20 protein-coding genes are annotated in these 20,336 nt (G+C 65.7%); 7 read left to right on the top strand and 13 right to left on the bottom strand.

Features of this window, described 5'->3' with window-relative positions:
• Positions 1-2: 2 nt before the first annotated feature.
• Positions 3-2,273, top strand: coding sequence for a xanthine dehydrogenase family protein molybdopterin-binding subunit (locus tag XH92_RS11805; RefSeq protein WP_194459360.1), 2,271 nt, complete (start codon positions 3-5; stop codon positions 2,271-2,273).
• Positions 2,274-2,441: 168 nt separating this feature from the next.
• On the opposite strand, the gene XH92_RS11810 is transcribed toward XH92_RS11805, so the two are convergent.
• On the bottom strand, positions 2,442-3,089 hold the full coding sequence (locus XH92_RS11810) for a cupin domain-containing protein (protein WP_246788376.1): 648 nt from the start codon (positions 3,087-3,089) through the stop codon (positions 2,442-2,444).
• Between the two features lie 181 nt (positions 3,090-3,270).
• Here XH92_RS11810 and XH92_RS11815 point away from each other — a divergent pair, with 181 nt between their 5' ends.
• The 4 genes from XH92_RS11815 to XH92_RS11830 all read left to right on the top strand — a co-directional run bounded on the left by XH92_RS11815 (position 3,271) and on the right by XH92_RS11830 (position 7,086).
• Positions 3,271-4,038: an ABC transporter substrate-binding protein gene (locus tag XH92_RS11815; RefSeq protein WP_194459362.1), complete on the top strand. Its 768-nt coding sequence runs from the start codon at positions 3,271-3,273 to the stop codon at positions 4,036-4,038.
• A 178-nt stretch (positions 4,039-4,216) separates the two neighbouring features.
• Positions 4,217-4,870 carry an amino acid ABC transporter permease gene (locus XH92_RS11820; protein ID WP_194459363.1) on the top strand — a complete coding sequence of 218 codons (654 nt, stop codon included), beginning with the start codon at positions 4,217-4,219 and terminating at the stop codon, positions 4,868-4,870.
• Positions 4,867-5,598 carry an amino acid ABC transporter ATP-binding protein gene (locus XH92_RS11825; protein ID WP_194459364.1) on the top strand — a complete coding sequence of 244 codons (732 nt, stop codon included), beginning with the start codon at positions 4,867-4,869 and terminating at the stop codon, positions 5,596-5,598. The genes XH92_RS11820 and XH92_RS11825 overlap by 4 nt, the downstream gene beginning before the upstream one ends.
• A 195-nt stretch (positions 5,599-5,793) precedes the next feature.
• Positions 5,794-7,086 (top strand): FAD-binding oxidoreductase, encoded by a 1,293-nt coding sequence (locus XH92_RS11830; protein WP_194459365.1) that lies wholly within the window; start codon positions 5,794-5,796, stop codon positions 7,084-7,086.
• Here XH92_RS11830 and XH92_RS11835 read toward each other — a convergent pair whose 3' ends face one another.
• The 3 genes from XH92_RS11835 to XH92_RS11845 all read right to left on the bottom strand — a co-directional run bounded on the left by XH92_RS11835 (position 7,087) and on the right by XH92_RS11845 (position 10,335).
• Positions 7,087-8,076 carry a dienelactone hydrolase family protein gene (locus XH92_RS11835; protein WP_194459366.1) on the bottom strand — a complete coding sequence of 330 codons (990 nt, stop codon included), beginning with the start codon at positions 8,074-8,076 and terminating at the stop codon, positions 7,087-7,089.
• 12 nt (positions 8,077-8,088) lie between these two features.
• Positions 8,089-8,403, bottom strand: a complete 315-nt coding sequence (locus XH92_RS11840) for an NIPSNAP family protein (RefSeq protein WP_194459367.1) — start codon at positions 8,401-8,403, stop codon at positions 8,089-8,091.
• Between the two features lie 342 nt (positions 8,404-8,745).
• The gene (locus XH92_RS11845) at positions 8,746-10,335 is read right to left on the bottom strand and encodes a gamma-glutamyltransferase (protein WP_194459368.1); all 1,590 of its coding nucleotides are present in this window, start codon (positions 10,333-10,335) and stop codon (positions 8,746-8,748) included.
• 104 nt (positions 10,336-10,439) lie between these two features.
• Between XH92_RS11845 and XH92_RS11850 the strand changes: the two genes are divergently transcribed.
• Positions 10,440-11,213, top strand: a complete 774-nt coding sequence (locus XH92_RS11850; RefSeq protein WP_194459369.1) for an enoyl-CoA hydratase-related protein — start codon at positions 10,440-10,442, stop codon at positions 11,211-11,213.
• Between the two features lie 18 nt (positions 11,214-11,231).
• Here XH92_RS11850 and XH92_RS11855 read toward each other — a convergent pair whose 3' ends face one another.
• Positions 11,232-12,245, bottom strand: a complete 1,014-nt coding sequence (locus XH92_RS11855; RefSeq protein ID WP_194459370.1) for an NAD(P)-dependent alcohol dehydrogenase — start codon at positions 12,243-12,245, stop codon at positions 11,232-11,234.
• 197 nt (positions 12,246-12,442) lie between these two features.
• On the opposite strand from XH92_RS11855, the gene XH92_RS11860 reads away from it, so the two are divergent.
• Positions 12,443-13,309 carry a DUF2066 domain-containing protein gene (locus XH92_RS11860; RefSeq protein WP_194459371.1) on the top strand — a complete coding sequence of 289 codons (867 nt, stop codon included), beginning with the start codon at positions 12,443-12,445 and terminating at the stop codon, positions 13,307-13,309.
• A gap of 11 nt (positions 13,310-13,320) precedes the next feature.
• Here the strand turns inward: XH92_RS11860 and XH92_RS11865 are convergent, their stop codons facing one another.
• From XH92_RS11865 to XH92_RS11900, 8 genes are all read right to left on the bottom strand, one after another.
• A complete protein-coding gene (locus XH92_RS11865; RefSeq protein ID WP_194461220.1) occupies positions 13,321-14,274 on the bottom strand; it encodes a helix-turn-helix domain-containing protein in 954 nt (317 codons plus the stop codon).
• 227 nt (positions 14,275-14,501) lie between these two features.
• Positions 14,502-14,783: a hypothetical protein gene (locus XH92_RS11870; protein WP_194459372.1), complete on the bottom strand. Its 282-nt coding sequence runs from the start codon at positions 14,781-14,783 to the stop codon at positions 14,502-14,504.
• Between the two features lie 149 nt (positions 14,784-14,932).
• Positions 14,933-15,526 carry a MarR family winged helix-turn-helix transcriptional regulator gene (locus XH92_RS11875; protein ID WP_194459373.1) on the bottom strand — a complete coding sequence of 198 codons (594 nt, stop codon included), beginning with the start codon at positions 15,524-15,526 and terminating at the stop codon, positions 14,933-14,935.
• Entirely contained in the window at positions 15,523-16,836 is a 1,314-nt protein-coding gene (locus XH92_RS11880; RefSeq protein ID WP_194459374.1) for an MFS transporter, read from the bottom strand. Before XH92_RS11880 ends, XH92_RS11875 begins: the two co-directional genes overlap by 4 nt.
• Positions 16,837-16,874: 38 nt before the next feature.
• A complete protein-coding gene (locus XH92_RS11885; RefSeq protein WP_194459375.1) occupies positions 16,875-17,195 on the bottom strand; it encodes a non-heme iron oxygenase ferredoxin subunit in 321 nt (106 codons plus the stop codon).
• A gap of 8 nt (positions 17,196-17,203) precedes the next feature.
• Positions 17,204-17,716, bottom strand: a complete 513-nt coding sequence (locus tag XH92_RS11890) for an aromatic-ring-hydroxylating dioxygenase subunit beta (RefSeq protein WP_194459376.1) — start codon at positions 17,714-17,716, stop codon at positions 17,204-17,206.
• Positions 17,716-19,089, bottom strand: a complete 1,374-nt coding sequence (locus XH92_RS11895; RefSeq protein WP_194459377.1) for an SRPBCC family protein — start codon at positions 19,087-19,089, stop codon at positions 17,716-17,718. The genes XH92_RS11890 and XH92_RS11895 overlap by 1 nt, the downstream gene beginning before the upstream one ends.
• A gap of 250 nt (positions 19,090-19,339) precedes the next feature.
• Complete coding sequence (locus XH92_RS11900; protein ID WP_194459378.1) at positions 19,340-20,236, bottom strand: LysR family transcriptional regulator; 897 nt, start codon at positions 20,234-20,236, stop codon at positions 19,340-19,342.
• Positions 20,237-20,336 lie beyond the last annotated feature (100 nt).

Genomic DNA, 20,336 nt, shown 5'->3' on the forward strand with positions numbered 1-20,336 from the left:
GCATGACGGTTGAACTCAGTCTGACCCGCGACCCCGCCCATATCCGGCATGGCTCGAATATCGGCCAGTCGATGACCCGCACCGACGGCGTGCTGAAGGTCACCGGCAGGGCGCGCTATGCCGCCGACAATCATCCGCCCGGCATGGTCTATGCCGTGATCGCGACCAGTTGCATCGCGCGCGGCCGCGTCACCGCGCTCGATGTCGCCGCTGCGAAGCGCCATCCCGGCGTGATCGACGTGATGACGCCGGCGCACAAGCCCGAACTTGCCGAAGACCCCGACGCCAAGGGCAACCCGTTCGCCTTCCGCATGGAGCTATTGCAGAGCGACGAGGTGCGCTACGCCAACCAGGCGATCGCGGTCGTGATCGCCGAGACGCTGGAGGCCGCGACCGAGGGCGCGGCGCTGCTGTCGCCGCGCTACCAGGTCGAGATCGCGCGCGTCGGTCTCGACGCCGGCGAGGCCTATGCGCCGCCGGTGGTCGGCATCGGCAATCCCGCCGAGGTTCGCCACGGCGATATCGACGCCGGCACGGCTGCGGCTGCGAAGCTGACGGATTCGACCTACGAGACGCCGGCGCAATATCACAACGCGATGGAGCCGCATGCGATCGTCGCGGTGTGGGACGGCGACCGCCTGTTCATCGACACGCCGAGCCAGGGCATGGGATTCGCACAGATGCGCATCGCCGGGCTGTTCGGCATTCCGCCGGCGAACATCCACATCAACAGCCCGTTCCTCGGCGGCGGCTTCGGCTCCAAGGGGTTGATCTCCGGACCGCAGGTGCTCGGCATCATGGCCGCCAGGCTGATCGGCCGTCCGGTCAAGCTGGTGCTGCGCCGCAGCCAGATGTATGGCCCGGTCGGCCATCGTCCGCCGACCCGCCAGCGCATCCGGATCGGCACCGACGATGCCGGAGCGTTGACCGTGATCAATCACGAGGCGCGCGTCACGACGTCGAGCTTCGACGATTTCTACGAGCCCGCGGCCGACGCCTCGCACACGCTCTATGCCAGCCCCGCGATCCGCACCGCGCATCAAGCGGTGCGCGTCGACACCGGCACGCCGCTGTTCATGCGCGCGCCGGGCGAGGCCACCGGATCGATCGTGCTGGAAAGCGCGATCGACGAGGCGGCGTTCGCCTGCGGCATCGATCCGCTGGAGTTTCGGCTGAAGAACTACGCCGAGGTCGAGCCGACCACCGGCAAGCCGTTTTCCTCCAAGGCGCTGCGGCAGTGCTATGCCAAAGCCGCCGAACGCTTCGGCTGGGCGGCCCGTCCGCTGCAGCCAAGGCAGATGCGCGACGAGAACGGGTTTCTAGTCGGCTGGGGCATGGGTACTGCGACGTTCCCGGCCATCATGTTCCAGGGCAATGCGCGCGCGGTGATCCGCGCCGATGGCAAGGGCGTGATGGAGACCGGCGCGCACGACATGGGGCAGGGCGCCTGGACCGCGCTGGCGCAGATCTCGGCCGACTCGCTCGGGCTCGACTTCGATCAGCTGACGTTCCGCTCCGGTAGCTCCGATTTGCCCGATGCCGGCATCGCCGGCGGCTCGGGGCATACTGCAACTGTCGGCGCCGCGATCCACAATGCCGGTGCCGCGGTGATCGCAAAGCTCGCCGAGCTCGCGACCTCGGATGAGCGTTCGCCGTTGTTCGGCGCCGGCAATGCCGGCGTGGTGGCGCGGGCCGGGCGGCTCTATCGCCGCGACGACGATTCGCGCAGCGAAAGCTATGCCGACATCCTGGCGCGCGCCGGCCTCGCCGAGGTCGACGCCACCGGCAGCGGCGCGGCCGACGCGGCGGCGCAGTCGCAATATGCGATGCATGCGCATGGTGCGGTGTTTGCCGAGGTCAAGGTCGATCCGGAGCTCGGCCAGATCCGCGCCACGCGGCTGGTCGGCGCGTTCGCTGCGGGCCGCATCATCAATCCGTTGCTGGTCGAGAGCCAGCTGCGTGGCGGCATGATCTGGGGCCTCTCCTTCGCGCTGCACGAGGAGGCGGTGATGGACAAGCGGTCGGGGCGCATCCTCAATGCGAACCTCGCCGAGTATCATGTGCCCGTGAATGCCGACGTGCCGCCGATGGATGTCATCACGGTCGACGAGCACGATCCGCACGTCAATCCGCTCGGCATCAAGGGCGTCGGCGAGATCGGCATCACCGGCAGCGCCGGCGCCGTCGCCAACGCCGTCTTCCATGCCACCGGCATCCGGGTGCGGAATTTCCCGATCAAGATCGAGGAAGTGGTGATGGGGTTGGTAAGTTAGCGGACGTTCCGCGAGAATTATCCACGATGTCGTCCCGGCGAAAGCCGGGACCCATAACCACGAATGCAAGTTGCGGCGCGGCGCTGGGGCCACAGCTTTCTCCAGCAACACAACCCTGTGGTAATGGGTCCCGGCTTTCGCCGGGACGACGAGGGGAGAGAGCGAGCCTCACCCCGCCGCCGTCACGCAGTTCACCCACAGCACCACGGCGTTGGCATCGCGCGCCGGGTTGGAGAACCGATGCGGCCTGCGGCTGGCGAAGCGAAAACTGTCACCCTGCTTCAGCGTCCAGGTCTCGGTGTCGACCGTCAGCGTCATCTCGCCTGACAGCACGAGGCCGGCCTCCTCGCCGTCATGGGTATAGAACTCGTCGCCGGTGTTGCCGCCGGGCTCGAGATGCACCAGGAACAGATTGAGCCGGCTCTCGCTGCCCGCGGGGCTGAGCAACTGCTTCGAAATTCCGGTGCGCCACAGCTTCAGCTCGGCGCGCTGCACCTCCCGGGTGACAACACCATTGGTGTTGTCATCCCGTGGCGTCGCGCCGAACAGCGCGGCGATGCCGACGCCGAGCACGTCGGCGAGCGTTGCCAGCACGCGCAGCGAGGGCGAGGACAGGCCGCGCTCGATCTGGCTGATGAAGCCGATCGAAAGTTCGCTGCGCGCGGCAACCGTCTCCAGCGACATCTCCTTGGTGCGGCGCAGGTCCCGGATGCGGCGTCCGACCGCGAGATCCATCGCGGGCTCGGCCGGCTTCTTGACGGGCTTTTTGGCCGCGCGGCGGGCCGTCACGGGCTTCGCTGCCGCGCTCTTGCGCATTCTCCTGCCGCCGCTCACGTCAGTCCGCTTCCTTCATGTGCATGAAAACCGCTTGCATTGGCCGCGGTTTCGTGACCACAATTTCATATTGGTGAAAATAGGCCGGAACGGCGTCGTCCGCAACCAAAAGCGCCGACACAGCGGGCGAGGCGGCACCGGCGCCAGTTTGGGAGGTGGTGCGATGTCCTTTCAGCGTCTCGTTCAGGCCGCGGTGGCGGCGCTTGCCCTTGCCGTAAGCGCGCCGTCGGGCGCGCAGCAGGTGCTCAAGGTCGGCTCGACGCCGACCGGCATCCCCTTCACCTTCCTCGACACCAAGACCAATTCGATCCAGGGCATCATGGTCGATCTCGCCACCGAGATCGGCAAGGACGCCGGCTTCACCGTGCAGATCGAGCCGATGCAGTTCTCGGCGCTGATCCCCTCGCTGACCGCGAACAAGATCGACATCATCGCGGCCGCGATGTTCGCCACCGCGGCGCGCAAGGAGGTGATCGACTTCTCCGAGCCGGTCTACACCTATGGTGAAGGTTTGGTGGTGCCGAAGTCCGACACCAAGGCCTATGCTTCGCAGGAAGATCTGAAGGGCACCGTGGTCGGCGCCCAGGTCGGCACCGCCTTCGTCGATGCGCTGAAGAAGACCGGGCTGTTCAGCGAGGTCAAGGTCTACGACACCATTCCCGACATCCTGCGCGACGTGAACGCCGGCCGCCTCAAGGCCGGCTTCGCCGACTATCCGATCCTCGCCTACAATCTGCAGCAGGGCAATTTCGCCGACGTGCGGCTGGTCGACGGCTACAAGCCCGTCACCGTCGGCACGGTCGCGATCGGCGTCCGCAAGAGCGACACTGAATTGCTGGGAAAGATCAACGCTTCGCTGGCGAAGCTGAAGGCCAACGGCACGATCGCGAAGATCCTGGAGAAATGGGGCCAGAAGGCCGGCGGGTCGTGAAGGTCGGTGCTTCGGCGGAATTCAGGTGACCCGTCATCCTGAGGAGCGGCGTCTTCGCCGCGTCTCGAAGGATGCACGGCCCGGCTGGTGGCCGTCGACCCTTCGAGACGCGCTACGCGCTCCTCAGGGTGACGGAAATGATATTCGAGCATGTGAAGGGACTGGATATCTCTAGCCGATGCAAAAATTCTTCCATGACGCCGTCGAGTTCGTGCCGATCCTGTTGCAGGGTGTCTGGCTGACCATCGTCGTCACTGTCGGCTCGCTGTTGCTGTCGACCGTGCTTGGGCTCGCGTGGGCCTTGATGCGGGTGTCCGGGATTCGCATCCTGACAGGCTTCAGCGCCGCGCTGATCAACGTCATCCGGGGCATCCCGATCATCGTGCTGCTGTTCTACATCTATTTCGTGATGCCGGATTTCGGCATCGCGCTGTCGGCGTTGCAGGCCGCGATCATCGGGCTCGGCATCGCCTATTCGGCCTATCAGGCGGAGAATTTCCGCGCCGGTATCGAGGCGATCGACAAGGGGCAGATCGAGGCGGCGCAGACCATCGGGATGGGCTGGTGGCTCACCATGCGCCGCGTGGTGCTGCCGCAGGCGGTCAGGATCATCCTGCCGCCCTACGGCAACATCATGATCATGATGCTGAAGGATTCCTCGCAGGCCTCTACCATCACGGTGGCTGAACTCGCATTGCAAGGCAAGCTGATCGCCTCCTCGACCTTCAAGAACACCAGCGTGTTCACCCTGGTGGCGCTGATGTACCTCACCATGAGCATCCCGCTCATCCTGCTGGTTCGGCACTTCGAGAACAAGGCGAACCGCAAATGATCGAGCTCAACGACGTCCACAAGAGTTTTGGCAAGGTCGAGGTGCTGAAGGGCATCACCGCCTCGGTCGCCAAGAGCGAGGTGGTCTGCATCATCGGCCCGTCCGGCTCCGGCAAGTCGACTATCCTGCGCTGCATCAACGGGCTCGAGAGCTACGATCGCGGCGAGATCAGCGTCGAAGGCGCGCGCGTCGATCAGGGCGACCGCTCGATCGTGGCGATCCGCACCCAGGTCTCGATGGTGTTCCAGCGCTTCAACCTGTTTCCGCATCGCACCGCGCTCGAGAACGTCATCGAGGGGCCGCTTTACGTGAAGAAGGAGCCGCGCGAGCAGGCGATCGCCCGTGGCCGTGCGCTGCTCGCGCAGGTCGGCCTTGCCGACAAGGCCGAGGTGCATCCGCCAAAGCTCTCCGGCGGCCAGCAGCAGCGCGTCGCGATCGCACGGGCGCTGGCGATGCAGCCGAAGGCGATCCTGTTCGACGAGCCGACCTCCGCGCTCGATCCCGAACTGGTCGGCGAGGTGCTGTCGGTGATGCGCAAGCTCGCCGATGACGGCATGACCATGGTGGTCGTCACCCACGAGATGGGCTTTGCCCGCGACGTCGCCGACCGCGTGCTGTTCATCGACGGCGGCGTCATCGTCGAGCAGGGCGCCGCCAAATCCGTCCTCAACCAACCGCAGCATCCGCGCACCCAGGATTTCCTGCGCCGCGTGCTGCATCCGCTGTGATCAAAAAATGATGTCATCCGGTCGAGTCGTTACCGCATCGACGGTTCCACCTCTCCCCTTGTGGGAGAGGTCGGATTGCATCGTCAGATGCAATCCGGGTGAGGGGTTACGCTCTCTCGTGGGACCTGAACCCCTCACCCGCGCCTTCGGCGCGACCTCTCCCCGATGGGGAGAGGTGAAACGCGAGTTCCAGTCATGACCCCAACCTCGCGCCTGCCGCTGCCGCCGAGCCTCTATGCCGACACTGCGGTGGAAGCGACGCCAACACCGCCGCTCACGACCGACAAGAGCGTACCGGTCGCGATCATCGGCGGCGGCTTCACCGGCCTGTCGACCGCGCTGCATCTTGCAGAGCAGGGCGTGCTCGCGACCGTGCTCGAGGCGCAGGAGCCGGGCTGGGGCGCCTCCGGCAACAATGGCGGGCAGACCAATCCCGGGCTGAAGCACGACCCCGATCAAATCGAACAGGATTTCGGCGCCGATCTCGGCCGCCGCATGATCGACTTCTCCTACGGCACCACCAACTTCACGCATGATCTGATCCGCCGCTACCAGATTCCGTGCGAGGCCCGGCAGAACGGCACGCTGCGTGCCGCCTACAACGAAGCCAGTGCCGCCGCGATCGAGACCACGGCACAGCAGTGCATCCGGCGCGGCATGCCGGTCAAACTGCTCGACGCCGCCGAGATGCGCGCGATGACCGGCAGCGACCGCTACCTCTGCGCGATGCTGGATGCGCGCGGCGGCGATCTGCATCCGCTGAGTTACGCGCGCGGCCTGGCGCGTGCCGCGATCGGGGCCGGCGTTGCCGTCCATGGCGAGACGCCGGCGCTGTCGCTCCGCCGTGATGGTGGCCGCTGGCGGATCGAGACCCCGCGCGCGGTCGTGCATGCCGACAAGGTGCTGCTCGCGACCAATGGCTTCACGGACGATCTCTGGCCGGCGCTCCGTCGCACCATCGTGCCGGTGTTCTCGTCGATCGCGGCCACCGCGCCGCTGTCCGACGAGGTTGCGCGCGCCATCATGCCGAGCCGTCCGGTGCTCTATGAGAGCGGCCATATCACGGTCTATTACCGCATCGACCAGCACAACCGGCTGCTGATGGGCGGCCGTGGCCCAATGCGCTGGATCAGCAAGCCGACCGACGTCGCCTATCTGATCCGTTACGCCGAGCGGCTGTGGCCGCAGCTCAAGGGCGTCAGCTGGACCCACGGCTGGAACAGCCGTCTTGCCATCACCGCCGATCACTATCCGCACGTCCACGCGCCCGCGGAGAATTTGCTGATCTCGCTCGGCTGCAACGGCCGCGGCGTCGCGCTTTCGACCGCGATGGGCGCGCAACTCGCGCGCCGCCTGATCGGCGGTGCCAAGGCCGAGATCGACATGCCCGTGACCGGCATCAAGCCGATCCCGATGCACGCCTTCTGGCGCGTCGGCGTCACCACGGCAGTGCTGACCGGGCGGGTCAGGGACAAGCTCGGGGTGTAGCTATCGCGTCCCGGCCTCGCCAAGATGCGTCTTGAAGAACGCGATGGCCGCGGCGTGGAAGCGCTGATGAAACGTGACGCGGTCGAAGCCCGGTGCGTCGGTGCAGATGGTGGCCATCTTCGCGGTCTCCTCCGGCGTGCAGGTTGCGAGGAAGGAGAAGTGCTTCGCATCTGCCACCAGGTGAAATTCCGGTTTTGACGGAAGCCTGTCGTTGATGGCGGCGGCACAGCACCCGGAGAGACCGTCGCCGTTCTGCGCGGGGTCCGAGCTCCACAATTGAATCGGGATCGTCACCGCTTTCAGGTTCTCGGCCGCAAAGAACAGCACGGGAAAGGGATCGACGATGATCGCGGCCTTGATCCGCGGATCGTGGACGACCGGTCCGCTCGGCTTTTCTCCGCCTTCGAGCTCCTTACAGGCCCGCAAGCTCGATGTCTGGCAGTTCGGCAGGCTCTTGCGCAGATCGGGCTCGCCGCCAATTGCCGCAAGGCCGGTGTATCCGCCCCAGGAGAAGCCATAGAGACCGATGCGTCCTGCGTCGATGTGGGCGGCATCGCGCCAGCCTTGCAGCGCGTAGTCGATCGCGCGCTTGATGTCGGCGGGCCGCTCGACCGTGACGGCAAGGCTGTCGGTGCCGCTGGTGTCGCGTTCGGTGTCGGTCGGATGGTTGAACGTCAGCACCATGAAGCCGGCATCCGCCAGCGCAGCGGCGGTGTCGTGATGCCCGCCGAGCCATCCTCGCCGTCCGTGCGAGATCACGATGAGGGGAAGTTTTGCGCCCACGATCGGGCAGTCGCTCACGCCAAAGAACGTTCTGCCGCCGCGGCCGTCGATCGCGTGCGGCGTCTCAGCGCAGGGGCTCCATACCACCCCCCGGATCGCAGGCCCGTCAGGGCCGGCGGGAACGTCGAAGGCCCGCAGCCCGGCTGCCTGTGCAGCAGAGAGGCTGAGCAACAGCAGAGCGGACAATGCGAGGGGAAAACGGCGCATTGCTATCGCGTGTCAAGCCGTCTTCGGAAACAACGGTCTGAAGAACGAGCGATCATAGCGGGTGAAGCAGCCGGTCTCCTTCGCGAAGGCTATCGCCTTCTGAACGTCGGGATCGGCGGCGGAATCCTTCCGGTATTGCTCGTAGGCGGCAAGGCTGGGAAAGCTGAACATCGCCAGCGCGACGTCGCTCGCGCCCTCGGACGGCAAGAAGTAGCCGTGATGGATACCGCCAAACCGCGGCAGCAGATCAAGCCACATTGCAGCATAGGCTTCGAACTCGGCGAGCTTGCCCAGTCTGACCTCGTAACGCACGTAACAGGTGATCATTCTGCGGTGCTCCAAGTCGTCGTTGAACAAGCGTCTTCATTATATCCCGGCGGCGGATTCGCGCCACGTCGGTAGCGTGTTGCCGATTGAACGCGATCGACGGGCGATTCACGTCGCGAGAATGCGAAGTTACGTCCCGTCCTCAACTGTCATCGCCCGGCTCGACCGGGCGATCCAGTACGCCGCGGCCCCTCCGTTCAGGCAACCCTGTCTCTGGAATACTGGATCACCCGCTTTCGCGGGTGATGACACCGAACAAGCTGTTGGACTGGTTGAATCGAGAACCATCCTCGTCGTCCCGCCGAAGGACGGGACGACGGCGGTGATGCACTGTCCGCGCCGTCACCCCTCCGCGACCGCGTCGCTCCACGGATGAAATGGCTCGCTGGCGCCGCTGTTGGTCGTGCCGTCGCGCAGCACGATGCTGGGGCAGGCGAACTTCTTCGGCTGGGTCTGGATGCGCGCCTCCTCATAGTCGAAGCGGCCGCGCAGCGCGTCGCGCGCTGCCTGGGGCAGGCGGACATCGCCGATCACCACAGCGCCTTCGCTGGCGTCGATGCGCGGCTGGTGGATCGCGGCGTCGAGATCCATGCCGAAATCCATCACGAAGGAGAGCAGCTGCGACACCGCGGGCAGGATGCGGCGGCCGCCGGATGCGCCGGCGGCAAGACGGCGGCCGTCGGCCGCCTCGGCCACCACCGGCGTGTAGTTGGTCAGGCAGCGCTTGCCGGGCGCGAGCGAGTTCGGATTGCCTTGCGTCGGATCGAACCACATGATGCCGTTGTTCATGGTGAGGCCCGTGTTCGGCGTCACGAATTTGGAGCCGAAGGTCGACAGCAGCGTCTGCGTCACCGCGGCCATGTTGCCGTCGCGGTCGACCGCGGAGAAATGCGTGGTGCAGGATGGCGCGATCGCCTCGGCGCCGAGCGCGCGGCGGCCGTCGACATCGCCCATGTCCTTGAGCCGTTCGCGATAGGCGGCTTGCAGCGCCTCGGCATAGGCCGCGTAGGTCACAGCATCCGGGCCGCCTTGCGCGGGCGCCAACGCCTTCTGCAAAAGGCCGAGCGTGCGCGCCATGGTCGGACCCGCGGTCAGTTCCGGCGTCGCGTAGACCGTGCCGCCGCGATAGGGAATTTTGAGCGGCTCGCGCAGATGGGCGCGGAACGAGGCGAGATCGCGCACCGACAGCGCGCCGCCGGCGGCCTGGATATCGTCGGCGATGCTGCGCGCCAGGTCGCCCTCGTAGAAATCGCGCGGACCCGCCGTGGCAAGCTGCGCCATCGTCGCCTGCAGCCTGTCCTGCGGCATGCGGACCTCCGACCGGATGCCCCATTGCGCATTCGGCGGCAGGCCGTCCAGCAGATACGCCGCGGCGCTGGCGGGATAGCGCCGCAGATCGGCGGCCGAGCTTGCGATCATGTCGGTGGTCCACCAATCGACCAGCAGGCCCTCGCCGGCGAGCTTGACGCTCGGCGCCAGCAACTCCTTCCACGGCATTTTTGCGTGGCGGCGATGCGCCTCCTCCATGCCGGCGACGACACCGGGCACCGCGATCGAGCCGGGACCGTGCAGGTTGCGGTCGTCCTTGACCCGTGCCCAGGGGAACAGGTCGGAGGCCGCGCCGCCGGTCAGCGGATAATCCTCCAGGCGCAGGCCGTCGGGCGCGCGCATGCCGTAGTCGATCACCTCGACGCGGTTCTCCTTGGCGCGGTACAGCACCATTGCGCCGCCGCCGCCGGCGCCGCTCATCCACGGCTCCAGCACGCCAAGGGCAAAGGTGGTTGCAATCACGGCATCGACGCAATCGCCGCCCGCTGCCAATACCTCCGCGCCGACTTCGGCTGCCTTGCGCGATTGCGCGGCGACGATGCCGCCCTTGGCGCTGACGGCCGGCTTGCGGATCACTTGCGAGTTGGAGAACTGGTCGGACATGGCGTTGCTTTCGCTGTTCTTGTTGCGGGTGGGTCACGTTGGCGTAGCATGCCAAGCATGGCACTGTCAGTGCAACAACAAGAACCAATTTCAGGGAGCGGAAAATGAGCAGTGTGAAGCGCGAACGGGACGGCAAGATCGGCATTCTGACGCTGAACGATCCCGCCAGCCTGAACGCCATGACGCCGGAACTGCTCGGCGATCTCGCACGCGCCATCGGCGAGATGGGCATCGAACCCGGCATCCGCGCGCTGATCCTGACCGGGGAGGGGCGCGGCTTCTGCTCCGGGCAGAATCTCAAGGCGTTCAACTCGCTCGGCGACAATATCTACACCGGCGTGATGAAGCATTACTGGCCGGCGATGCAGGCCTTGCGCGAATGCCGGATGCCGGTGGTGGTCGCGGTCAACGGCGTCGCGGCCGGCGGCGGCTTCAGCCTTGCGATGTCCGGCGACATCATCCTGGCCGCGCGCTCGGCGAGCTTCATCCAGGTGTTCAGCCGGATCGGCCTTGTGCCCGACCTCGGCTCGACCTGGCTCTTGCCGCGCCTGGTCGGCCGCCAGCGCGCGCTCGAGCTGATGCTGCTGAACGAGCCGCTGTCGGCCGAGCGGGCCAAGGAGTGGGGATTGGTGCGCGACGTGGTCGACGACGCCGAGCTGCTCGACGAGGCGAAAGTGCTCGCCGGCCGCCTCGCCGATGGCCCGACGCGCGCGCTGGTCGCGACACGGCAGCTGCTCGAGGAGAGCGAGCACGCCAGCTACGCCGATCAGTTCCGCCGCGAGATCGAACTGCAGCAGGTGATCCGCGAAAGCGCCGACGCGAAGGAAGGCCGCCAGGCCTTCGTCGAGAAGCGCAAGGCGCAGTTCACGGGGCGCTAGGCCTTGATGCTGTGCAAGTCAGCCGATCGAGATGGCGATCTTGCCGAAATGCGCGCCGCTCGCCATGTGGGCGAATGCGTCCTTGGCCTGGTCGAACGCGAACACCTTGTCGATCACGGGCTTGACGCCGTGCATGCTGATGCCGTCGCACAGCGCCTGCAGGTCCTCGATCGAGCCGACGGTGACGCCCTGCAGCCGCTGCTGCTGCATCACCATCAGCGGCAGCCTGCTGTCGGACGAGGCGGGACCGGCGAGCACGCCGATGAAGGCGATGGTGCCGCCGATCTTCGTCGCGCGGATCGACTCGTTCAGCGTGCCGACGCCGCCGACCTCGACGACGAGATCGACGCCGCGCCCGGTCAGCTCGCGCGCCTTCTTGCCCCAGTCGGGCGTGGTCTTGTAGTTCAGCGTCATATCGGCGCCGAGCTCTTTCAGCCGCGCGATCTTGGCGTCGCTGGAGGAGGTCGCGATGACGCGGGCGCCGCACATCTTGGCGAATTGCAGCGCGAACAGCGAGACGCCGCCGGTGCCCTGGGTCAGCACGGTCTGTCCCGGCTTGATGTCGCCGAGCTTGACCACCGCGCTCCATGCCGTCAGCCCCGCGCATGGCAGCGCCGCGGCCTCGACGTCGCTGAGATGGTCCGGCGTGTGCACCAGCGCGTGCGCCGGGAATACGCGGTACTCGGTCAGCACGCCGTCGACGCTGCCGCCGAGTGCTGCGCGCATCCGCGCCTCGCTCGGCTCGCCGCCGAGCCAGCTTTCGAAGAAGCTGCCGATCACGCGATCGCCGGGTGCGAAACTCCTGACCCCGGCGCCGACCGCCTCGACCACACCGGCGCCGTCGGAGACCGGCACCAGCGGAAATTTCTGGCGCGAGCCGTAACCGCCCTTGACCGTCAGCAGGTCGCGATAGTTCAGCGTCGCCGCCTTCAGCCGCACCAGGACTTCGCCGGGGCCGGCCTGCGGAACCGGCTTGTCGACCAGCGCAAGCGCGTCGACGCCGCCGGGGCCTTGCAACTCATAGCATTTCACGGGACGTCTCCTGCTGGCTGTTCTCGTCTTGCGGCGCACCCGGCGCCGCCGCGCATCCACCGAGCATATGTCAGGCCCGCCGCGCGTGGCCATGGCGCGCATTGCCGCCGACGGGATGGCACCCATGCCCGAACAGTTGGCGCGATCAGGAAATACCGCCAATGTGCCGTTGATGAAGTGACCGAGCGGAGGTGACGATGGCTGCCTTGCTTGAGACGATGTGCAATCCGACCGCCGCGCTCGCGCGTGGTGCGGTCCGGGCGCTGCTTGCCGCCGCGTTGATCTGTTGCGGCGGCGCGATCGCGGCGGATGACGACCTCTACCGCGCGCAGACCGTCGTCACCGGCCAGGGCGAGCCGAACCGCGTGATCGGCTTCGGCGCATGTCTGGAGGACGTTCTGATCAAGCTCTCCGGCCAGCCGATGCTGGCAGGCGATCGTCGTCTCGCAGGCTACAAATCCAGGGCGACGGAGTTCGTCAGCAGTTTCGACTATCACGACCAGTATGCCGGCAAGCCGCATCATGACGAGCAGGGCACCCGCGATCGGCCTTACGACCTGACGGTGGCTTTCGACCAGGCCAAGGTCGACGGCATTCTCGCCAGGCTCGGCCTCAGGCCGTGGCGAGCGCAGCGGCCGACGATCGGCGTCTTCGTCGAGATGCTGCACGGCCCGAAGGATTATATCGTCACCTCGGACGGGACGCAGTCCGATCTGCAGCGCGATGCCCTCGCGGCTGCGGCCGGCAAGCGCGGCATGCGCTATGTGCTGCCCGATACGGCCGCGCTGGCGCGTGCCGGCGTCACGGCCGCCGGGCTACTGAAGATGACGCCCGCGCAGCTGGGTCCGATCGTGGCGCCGCAGGGTGACGCGGCCACCCTCGTCGGACAGCTGGTCTGGGATGACAACGATCTCGGCTGGGCCACGCAATGGCGGATGGCGTGGCGCGGCAAGGACTACAAATGGCAATTCCGCGGCGTCACCTTCGATGAGGCCTTCCGGCGCGGCATCGGCGGCGCCGCGCAGGTGCTGTCCGGCAATGGCGATCCGGGACGATCGAAATGAGGTCGCGCGCGCTATCCGGCGTAGCCGAGCGTCTGCGATGGGTACTCCCCGAACATCGCGCGATAATATTGCGAGAAGCGCCCGAGCTCGATGAAGCCCTGTTCGATCGCGACCCTGGAGACGGTGGTCTGCTCCGGCGTGCTTTCGCGCAGGATCTCGCGGACCGTGCAGAGCCGCTTGTAGCGCAGGAACGTCACCGGGCCGACGCCGAACACCTCGTGGAAGGCGCGGTGCAGGCTGCGCCGCGATAGCCGAAGCTCGGTGCAGATTTCCGAGACATGGACCGGGCGCGCGCCCGCTGCGTGCAGATAGTCCTCGACGTGGCGCACCAGCTTCATGGCCGACGGCAGATAGCTGGTTCCGTCTGACGGCAGCGACGTGACGACCGTCGCCGTCACGCAGTCGATGATCGCGCGCTTCCAGAATTCGGCCGACGCGTCCGACAAGGCGTCCGGATGCTGCGCGAGATGCGAGATGATTTGCGGCAGCCGGTCCGCGGCATTCATGCCGATCGCGCGGTCGGCGCGAAAGTGGTTCTTGACGCTCCATGTCTCGGCGTCGGCGAGCCGCGGCTCGCCGCCGAATATGTCGGGCAAATCGGCCATGTCGAAGCGGATTGCGGCATAGGACGAGGCCTTGTGGAAGACGCCGTCATGCTCGACCGAGGGAGGAATCACCAGCACGTCGGCCGGCTGCATGTCGAATGCCCAATGCGTGACGCGATCGGTGGCATTCAGCAGCATGCCGATGATCAGCTTGTCATCGGCCGAGGTCCGCTGGGTGCGGACCCCGACATTGAATGCGCCGATGCTGAGCGAGAAATCGCCGATCCCGACATGGGACAACGTCCCGCGCAGCTTGCCGCGCTCGAGCTGCATGACCTCGACATGCGAGCCTTTGACGGCGTCGTGAAGTCCCTCGAAGCCGTCAAGCTCACCGGTGTGAACCGTCAGATGCTGGCCCATATCCACGCTACCCACGGCAGAATCGTGGATGGGATTTTTGCCGGTTTTGCTCGGGAAGGCAACGCGGACGAAGCCGCGGGATCGGCGGGATCGGGACGTCGTTTTTGCCGGATCGCGCACCCTTGGGGCGAGACTGGCACAAATTGCATATCGCGCCCGCCGCATGGCGGGCAATCGCTTGATCCCAAAGCGAAATGCGCAGCTTTTGGCGGCGCCGCGCCGGGCGGTCAGGCCGCCATCAAATGCTCGAGCGCAACCGCCTGTTCGCGGGTCTGGAAGGCGATCGCGGTGTGGGTGAAGCCCGACGAGGCCTGGGTCTGCGCGATGTGATTAAGGACTTCGCTGCCCTTGACCACGTGGAGGTCCATTCCGGGGCCGGCCGGGAAGATGCCGAGCACGACGTCGTAGGCGTCGACGATGGCCTTCAGGGCGCCGCCCTTGTCTTCCGACGCGTCGATAAAGATACGAACATCCGCGGCGATACTACGAAGTTCGTCAAAGTCGATCACTGGAAGTCTCCCATACGCAACTCACTGATCAATCCTTGCTACAACTTGCTTACTGAAACATAAATTACGACCGGTTCCCTCGCGCACTCACCGCCACGTGACTCGTATTTCGATCTGCGCGCGATCGCCACCGTCCCGGCCAGCCGCTGTTAGCCGCCGCTCGGCGGTCTCCGCTTCGCGATGCGCTTGACCGGTGCGTGCGCCGGCACGGCATCTCCGGACCGGTCGGCCATGTGCGGAATGCGCTGCTCGATGTGATCGACGACACGGAAGAAGGCGTCCAGCGCCTTGGCGTCGAGGCCGGCCGTGAGGTTGCTGTGCCGGCGCAGGATTTCGTCGAGGCTACGATCGAGCAGCGCCACGCCCTGGGCGGTCAGTCGGATCTCGGTCCGGTTCCGGGCGCTGCCTCTGACCGGGGTCAGCTCGATCAGCCCTTTCTTCTTCAGCGACGTCGTCTCGCGGCTGACCACGGCCTTGTCCAGCTGCGCGTTGGTCCAGATGTCGTAGGCGCTGGCGGGCTCGTGCTCCCTGAGAAACGACAGCACCCGCCATTCCGCGAGCGATACGCCGTAGGCCTGCGGGAAGAACGCGTTGGCGTTGGCGCGCAACTTCGCGACTAGGCTCGACAGCACGGTCGGCACGTAACGTTCGAAGTCGATCACCAGTTCGGAGCGCGCGTCCCCTTGCGGGGCGCGGCGCGGGGCAGGGGCCTTGGTGCGGCTAACGGCAGTCCGGTTTTTCATTCTTTCACGAGTTGAGTGCGCGCGATCAAAACCAGGATCGCCGCGACGAGAAGAACGCCTGTTACCACGAGGAACCCGGTGGTGAAGCTGCCCGAAGCATCCTTGGCGCGTCCGATCACGATCGGGATCGTCGCGCCTCCGATGCTGCCGATCATGCCGACCAGGCCGATCGCTCCCGGCGCGCTCTGCCGCGACATGTAGGATTGCGGAATGGTCCAGAACACGGCCTGCGTACCATAGACGCCGACATTGGCAACCATGAATCCGATGATGATCCAGAGCGGCGATGTGGAAAAGGCCGCGATCGCAAAGCCCGCCGCCGCGATCACGAAGGTCGTTGCGGCATAGTAGAACCGTTCGCCGACATGGTCGGAGTGCCGCGACAATGCGATCATGCCGATCAGTCCGGCGATCGGCGGGATCGCGGTCACGAAGCCGACCTGCGAATTCGGCAGGCCGAACGACTTGATGATCTGCGGCAACCAGGGGAACAGCGATGCCAGCCCGCAGAACAGGCCGAAATTGCAGAAGCCGAACAGCAGCACCATCGGCTTGGTGATGGTTCTGAGCACGCCCTCGGCATGCACCACGCCGGTTGCCCTGGCATCGCGCTCAAGCGCGCCGGTCAGCCAGTTGCGCTGCGCCGCCGACAGCCAATTTGCCTGCTGCGGGCGATCGGTCAGGTAGAAGATGCCGACGATCCCCAGGATGATCGGCGGCACGCCCTCGAGGATGAACAGCCATTTCCATCCCGAGATGCCGAACGTTCCGTTGAGCTCGAGGATGGCGCCTGAAATCAGCGAGGCGAAGATGTAGGAGATCGGCACCGCATAGTTGAACATCGCATTGTAGCGGGCGCGGTAGCTGAACGGAAACCAGAGGCTGAGCAGCAGCATGACGCCGGGAAACAGGCCGGATTCGGCAAAGCCGAGGAAGCCGCGGAATGCATAGAGGCTGAGCGGCCCCTGTGTGAAGGCCATCAGCACCGTGGCGATGCCCCACAGGATCGCGATCCGCGTCAGCGTGATCCGTGCGCCGTATTTGCTAAGGATCAGATTGCTCGGGATCTCGAAGATGGAATAGGTGAAGTACATGATGCCGACCGCGATGCCGAACATCTCGGCATTGAGTCCGAGCTCCTTGTTCATTTGCAGCGCGGCAAAGGAGATGTTGCCGCGGTCGAGAATGGCGAGGAAGTACATCGCCATCACGAACCACATCAGGCGCAGCGCGACCTTGCGGATCGTGCTGCGTTCGATTTCCGGATCGGCGGTCGTACTCGCCGCCTTGTCCATCACGATTTCGGTCATCCCTGTTTCCCCCGACTTTTTGATTTTTGATGGTCGACTTATTCGGACACGCAGACTTCCAGCCTGTCGCCGGCCACGCGCACGGGATAGGTCCGGATGTCGATCTCCACCGGACTGGTCAGCGCCTCACCGGTCCTGATGTCGAAGCGGCCCATATGCAGCGGGCATTCGATCTCGCAGCCGTCCAGCATGCCGTCGGACAACAGCGCCTCCGCATGGGTGCAGATGTTGCTCGTGGCGTAATATTCATTGCCGACGCGATAGAGCGCGATGTGGTGTCTGCCGATTTCGATGCCGGTGGGCTCGCCTTCGTTCAGCGCGCCGAGTGCGGCAGCGTCGTGCCAGGTTCCTTCCGTCATATGCCCTCTCAGATGCTGTAGAAATCGAGCACGGTCGGGACCCGGTCATTGACCAGCGTGATGACCTTGCGCGCGATCTTCCAGGTGTCGCCGTCGCGCCTCAGCGTGTGTTGGTAGCGCCCGTGGCGCAGATGCTCCTTGGCGACGCGCGGGTCGTAGACGTGGACCGAGAACACCGACTGGCAGGTGATCTCGTCGGGTCCGGTTTCGGACGCTTCCAGGTTCGAGATCTGATGCACGGTGCGCGGCAACGGCAGCGCGGTGATCGACTTGCGCGACTCGATGCGCGCGATCCGCTCTTCCAGCCCGCGCCGTGCATCGTGGTAGAGCAACGAGACCTGCGTTTTCGGATCATCGGTGGTGGTGTATTCGTCGAGCCATCCCGGCACCCAGTAGACGGCATCCTCGCTGTACATCGCGACCCAATCGGTCCATTCGCCGCTGTCGAGCAGGCGGGCCTCGCGGTAGATGATCGCGGCGGCCACTGCGTGAGCATCCGTTTGCTTTGCGCTGCCAGCCATCACGCCGTCTCCCCCGCGGCGTGCTGCAACAGCCTGCGCCACTCGCGATAGCCGGGGTGGAAATTGGTCTCGCCGCCGAAGCTGGTGGGGCCGAACGACCATTCGGACGGGGTTACGCCGAGCTCGCGCGTGTGCGCGCTTTCGCCGTGGCCGATATCAGCTGTGCCGCGCAGGTAGCCTTGGGTGGGCGCGGCTGACGTCGCCTCATAGCCGGTCTGGCAGAATTCATACATCACGTTGTCGTCGGAGCTTGCGAGCCCGGAGGCGTTGAAGAAGTCCTCGTAGTTGCGGATACGAAGCGTGCGCGCCGCGGCGCTTTCGCCGACCGGCGCGAGGCAATGCGACACCATCTCGGTCTTGTCCGGCGCCAGCGGCCGCCAGGTCCGCACCTGCGCCGACAGGATGTCGATGACCTGCAGGTTCGGAAAAATCGTGAGGTTGCGTTGCCGAAGCATCCACTTGGCGCGGGTGCTGCCGACGCGCTGCCGCACGGCATCGAGACGCGCCGGATCCATGCCGAGCGGCCGGCCATAGAGCTGCGTGCGCTTGATCGACCAGTTGACGGCGTGGCCATAATCGAAGCTGAAGCTGCCTTGCCCTTCCTGCTCGCCTTCCGGCTCAACAGTAAATCCAGCGTCCGCTCCCGCGCTGGCATTGCGCTTCTTCAGGATGTCGACGTAGGAGCTGTGGGTGGTCGCGAAATGATAGTAGTCGAGGCCGTTCTCGAACTGCAGCTTCCAGTTCGCATCGAACGTGTAGGTGCTGGCACCCGGCACGAACTCGACTTCGCCGCTGTCGCTCTGATCGATGATGAGGTCGAGGAAGGCGCGGGTGTCGCCGAGGAATTCTTCCAGCGGTGGAACGTCGGCCGAGAGGCTCGCGAACAGGAATCCGCGATACGAGCCGAGCCGGGCGACCGGCAGCAGGTCGTGGTTCTGGTTCGAGAAGGACGGCGGATACTGCCCGCTGGCTTCCTCGGTCACCGAGATGTTGCGGCCGCTCGAATCGTAGGCCCAGCCGTGATAGCGGCAGACATGGAATTTCTGCCGACCCTGCTTGAACGGGCAGACGATCGTTCCGCGATGCCGGCAGGTGTTGAGGAAGGCGCCGACCTTGCCCTCGGCGCTGCGCATCACCAGGATCGGATGCCGGCCGATATGGGTGGTGACGAAGTCGTTGGGCCGCGCGACCTGGGATTCCAGCCCGATGAAATTCCAGGTGGCCTCGAAGATATGCCTGAGCTCGGCGTCGAACACGTCCGGATCGGTGAAGATCCGGCGATCGACTTCGAAGATGCGTTCGGCAGGGCGATCATCAATGAGCCGGGAAATCTCCCGAAGCCGTGCCGCGTGGTCCTGCGAAGCAGCGTTCATCACGTCCTCCCTTCGACTTGCCGCCGGCTGTGCCGGGCGGACCGGTTCACGGTTCGCCCGTCCACGGCGGGAACAGCCGGCTTGATCGCCAATCTTGGAATGACTCTATAGTTGTCATGACAACTATGGTCAAGCAGTTGGTTGAACCGGACGCGGTTGGGCAGGCCGGCTGCCTGGGGCCGACGGCGAAATGCGTTGGGTTCGCGCTAGCGCTACAGCGCGGAATGCGCGGGTCGTTTGGAGTGGCGGCTCAGACCTTTCGCGCCGGCGCCGTCAGGATAATCCCCTGATCGATCAGCGTGCGGCAGATCTTCTTCAAGGCGGCAATCGCTTCTCGCGTTGCCCGGCTGACCGGCCGCCCGCGCGGCAGCGCCAGCACGCGCTCGGCGCGCATCCACGGCAACAGCGCGGCCGACAGCACGCCGGCAGCCACTTCCTGGTGAATGCCGGAGAAGGGCAGCAGCGCGTAGCCGAGGCCCGATGCCACCATGCGTTTCATCGGGGTGCTGTTGTCGACCCGTACCGCGCAGAGCATCGTCGACGGGAACGGGTTGCGGCTGAGCGGGGCCACTGCGGATGGCAGGGCGTCGAACTCCTTGCGGGTCAGCCTGCCGCGCTTCAGCAGCGGATCGCGCGCCGGTCCGATCAGGAACACCTGCTCGACAACCAGCATTTCGTAGTCGAGATGGTCGTTGGGGGACGGCGTCGTCACGATCGCGAGATCAAGCTCACCCCGCAACAGGCGCTCGGATGCGTTCTCGGTCAGGCCCTCGCTCAGTTCGAGCCGCACGCGTGGAAACTGCTTCACGAAGGTTTGGGCCAGCAGCGGGTAGAGGATATCGCCGAGGCTCGGCGGCGCGCCGATCCGCACCGTGCCGCTGGGCTCGCGATTTTCCGTGCGCACCTCGGCCTTGATGTCGTCGATGGTGCCAAGCAGCCAGCGCCCGCGCGCAAGCAGCACCTTGCCCGATTCCGTGACCGAGACGCCGCGCGCGCCGCGTTCGAGCAGGGCGCCGCCCAGTTCGTCTTCGAGCTCCTTGACGTGGCGGCTGAGCGCCGACTGGGCGACGTTCAGCGTGCTCGCGGCGGCGGCAAAGCCGCCGCGCTCGGCGACGGCCACGAAATAGCGGATCTGCCGCAGGTCCATGACAGCACTCCATCTCAAATCGAGATGGATACCATATCAAACATATTCTTGTGAGATACCAAAAAAAGCGCAGTCTCTTCGCAACGATCAAACCGAGGAG

It is taken from the genome of Bradyrhizobium sp. CCBAU 53421 (assembly GCF_015291625.1).
Classification (GTDB): Bacteria; Pseudomonadota; Alphaproteobacteria; order Rhizobiales; family Xanthobacteraceae; genus Bradyrhizobium.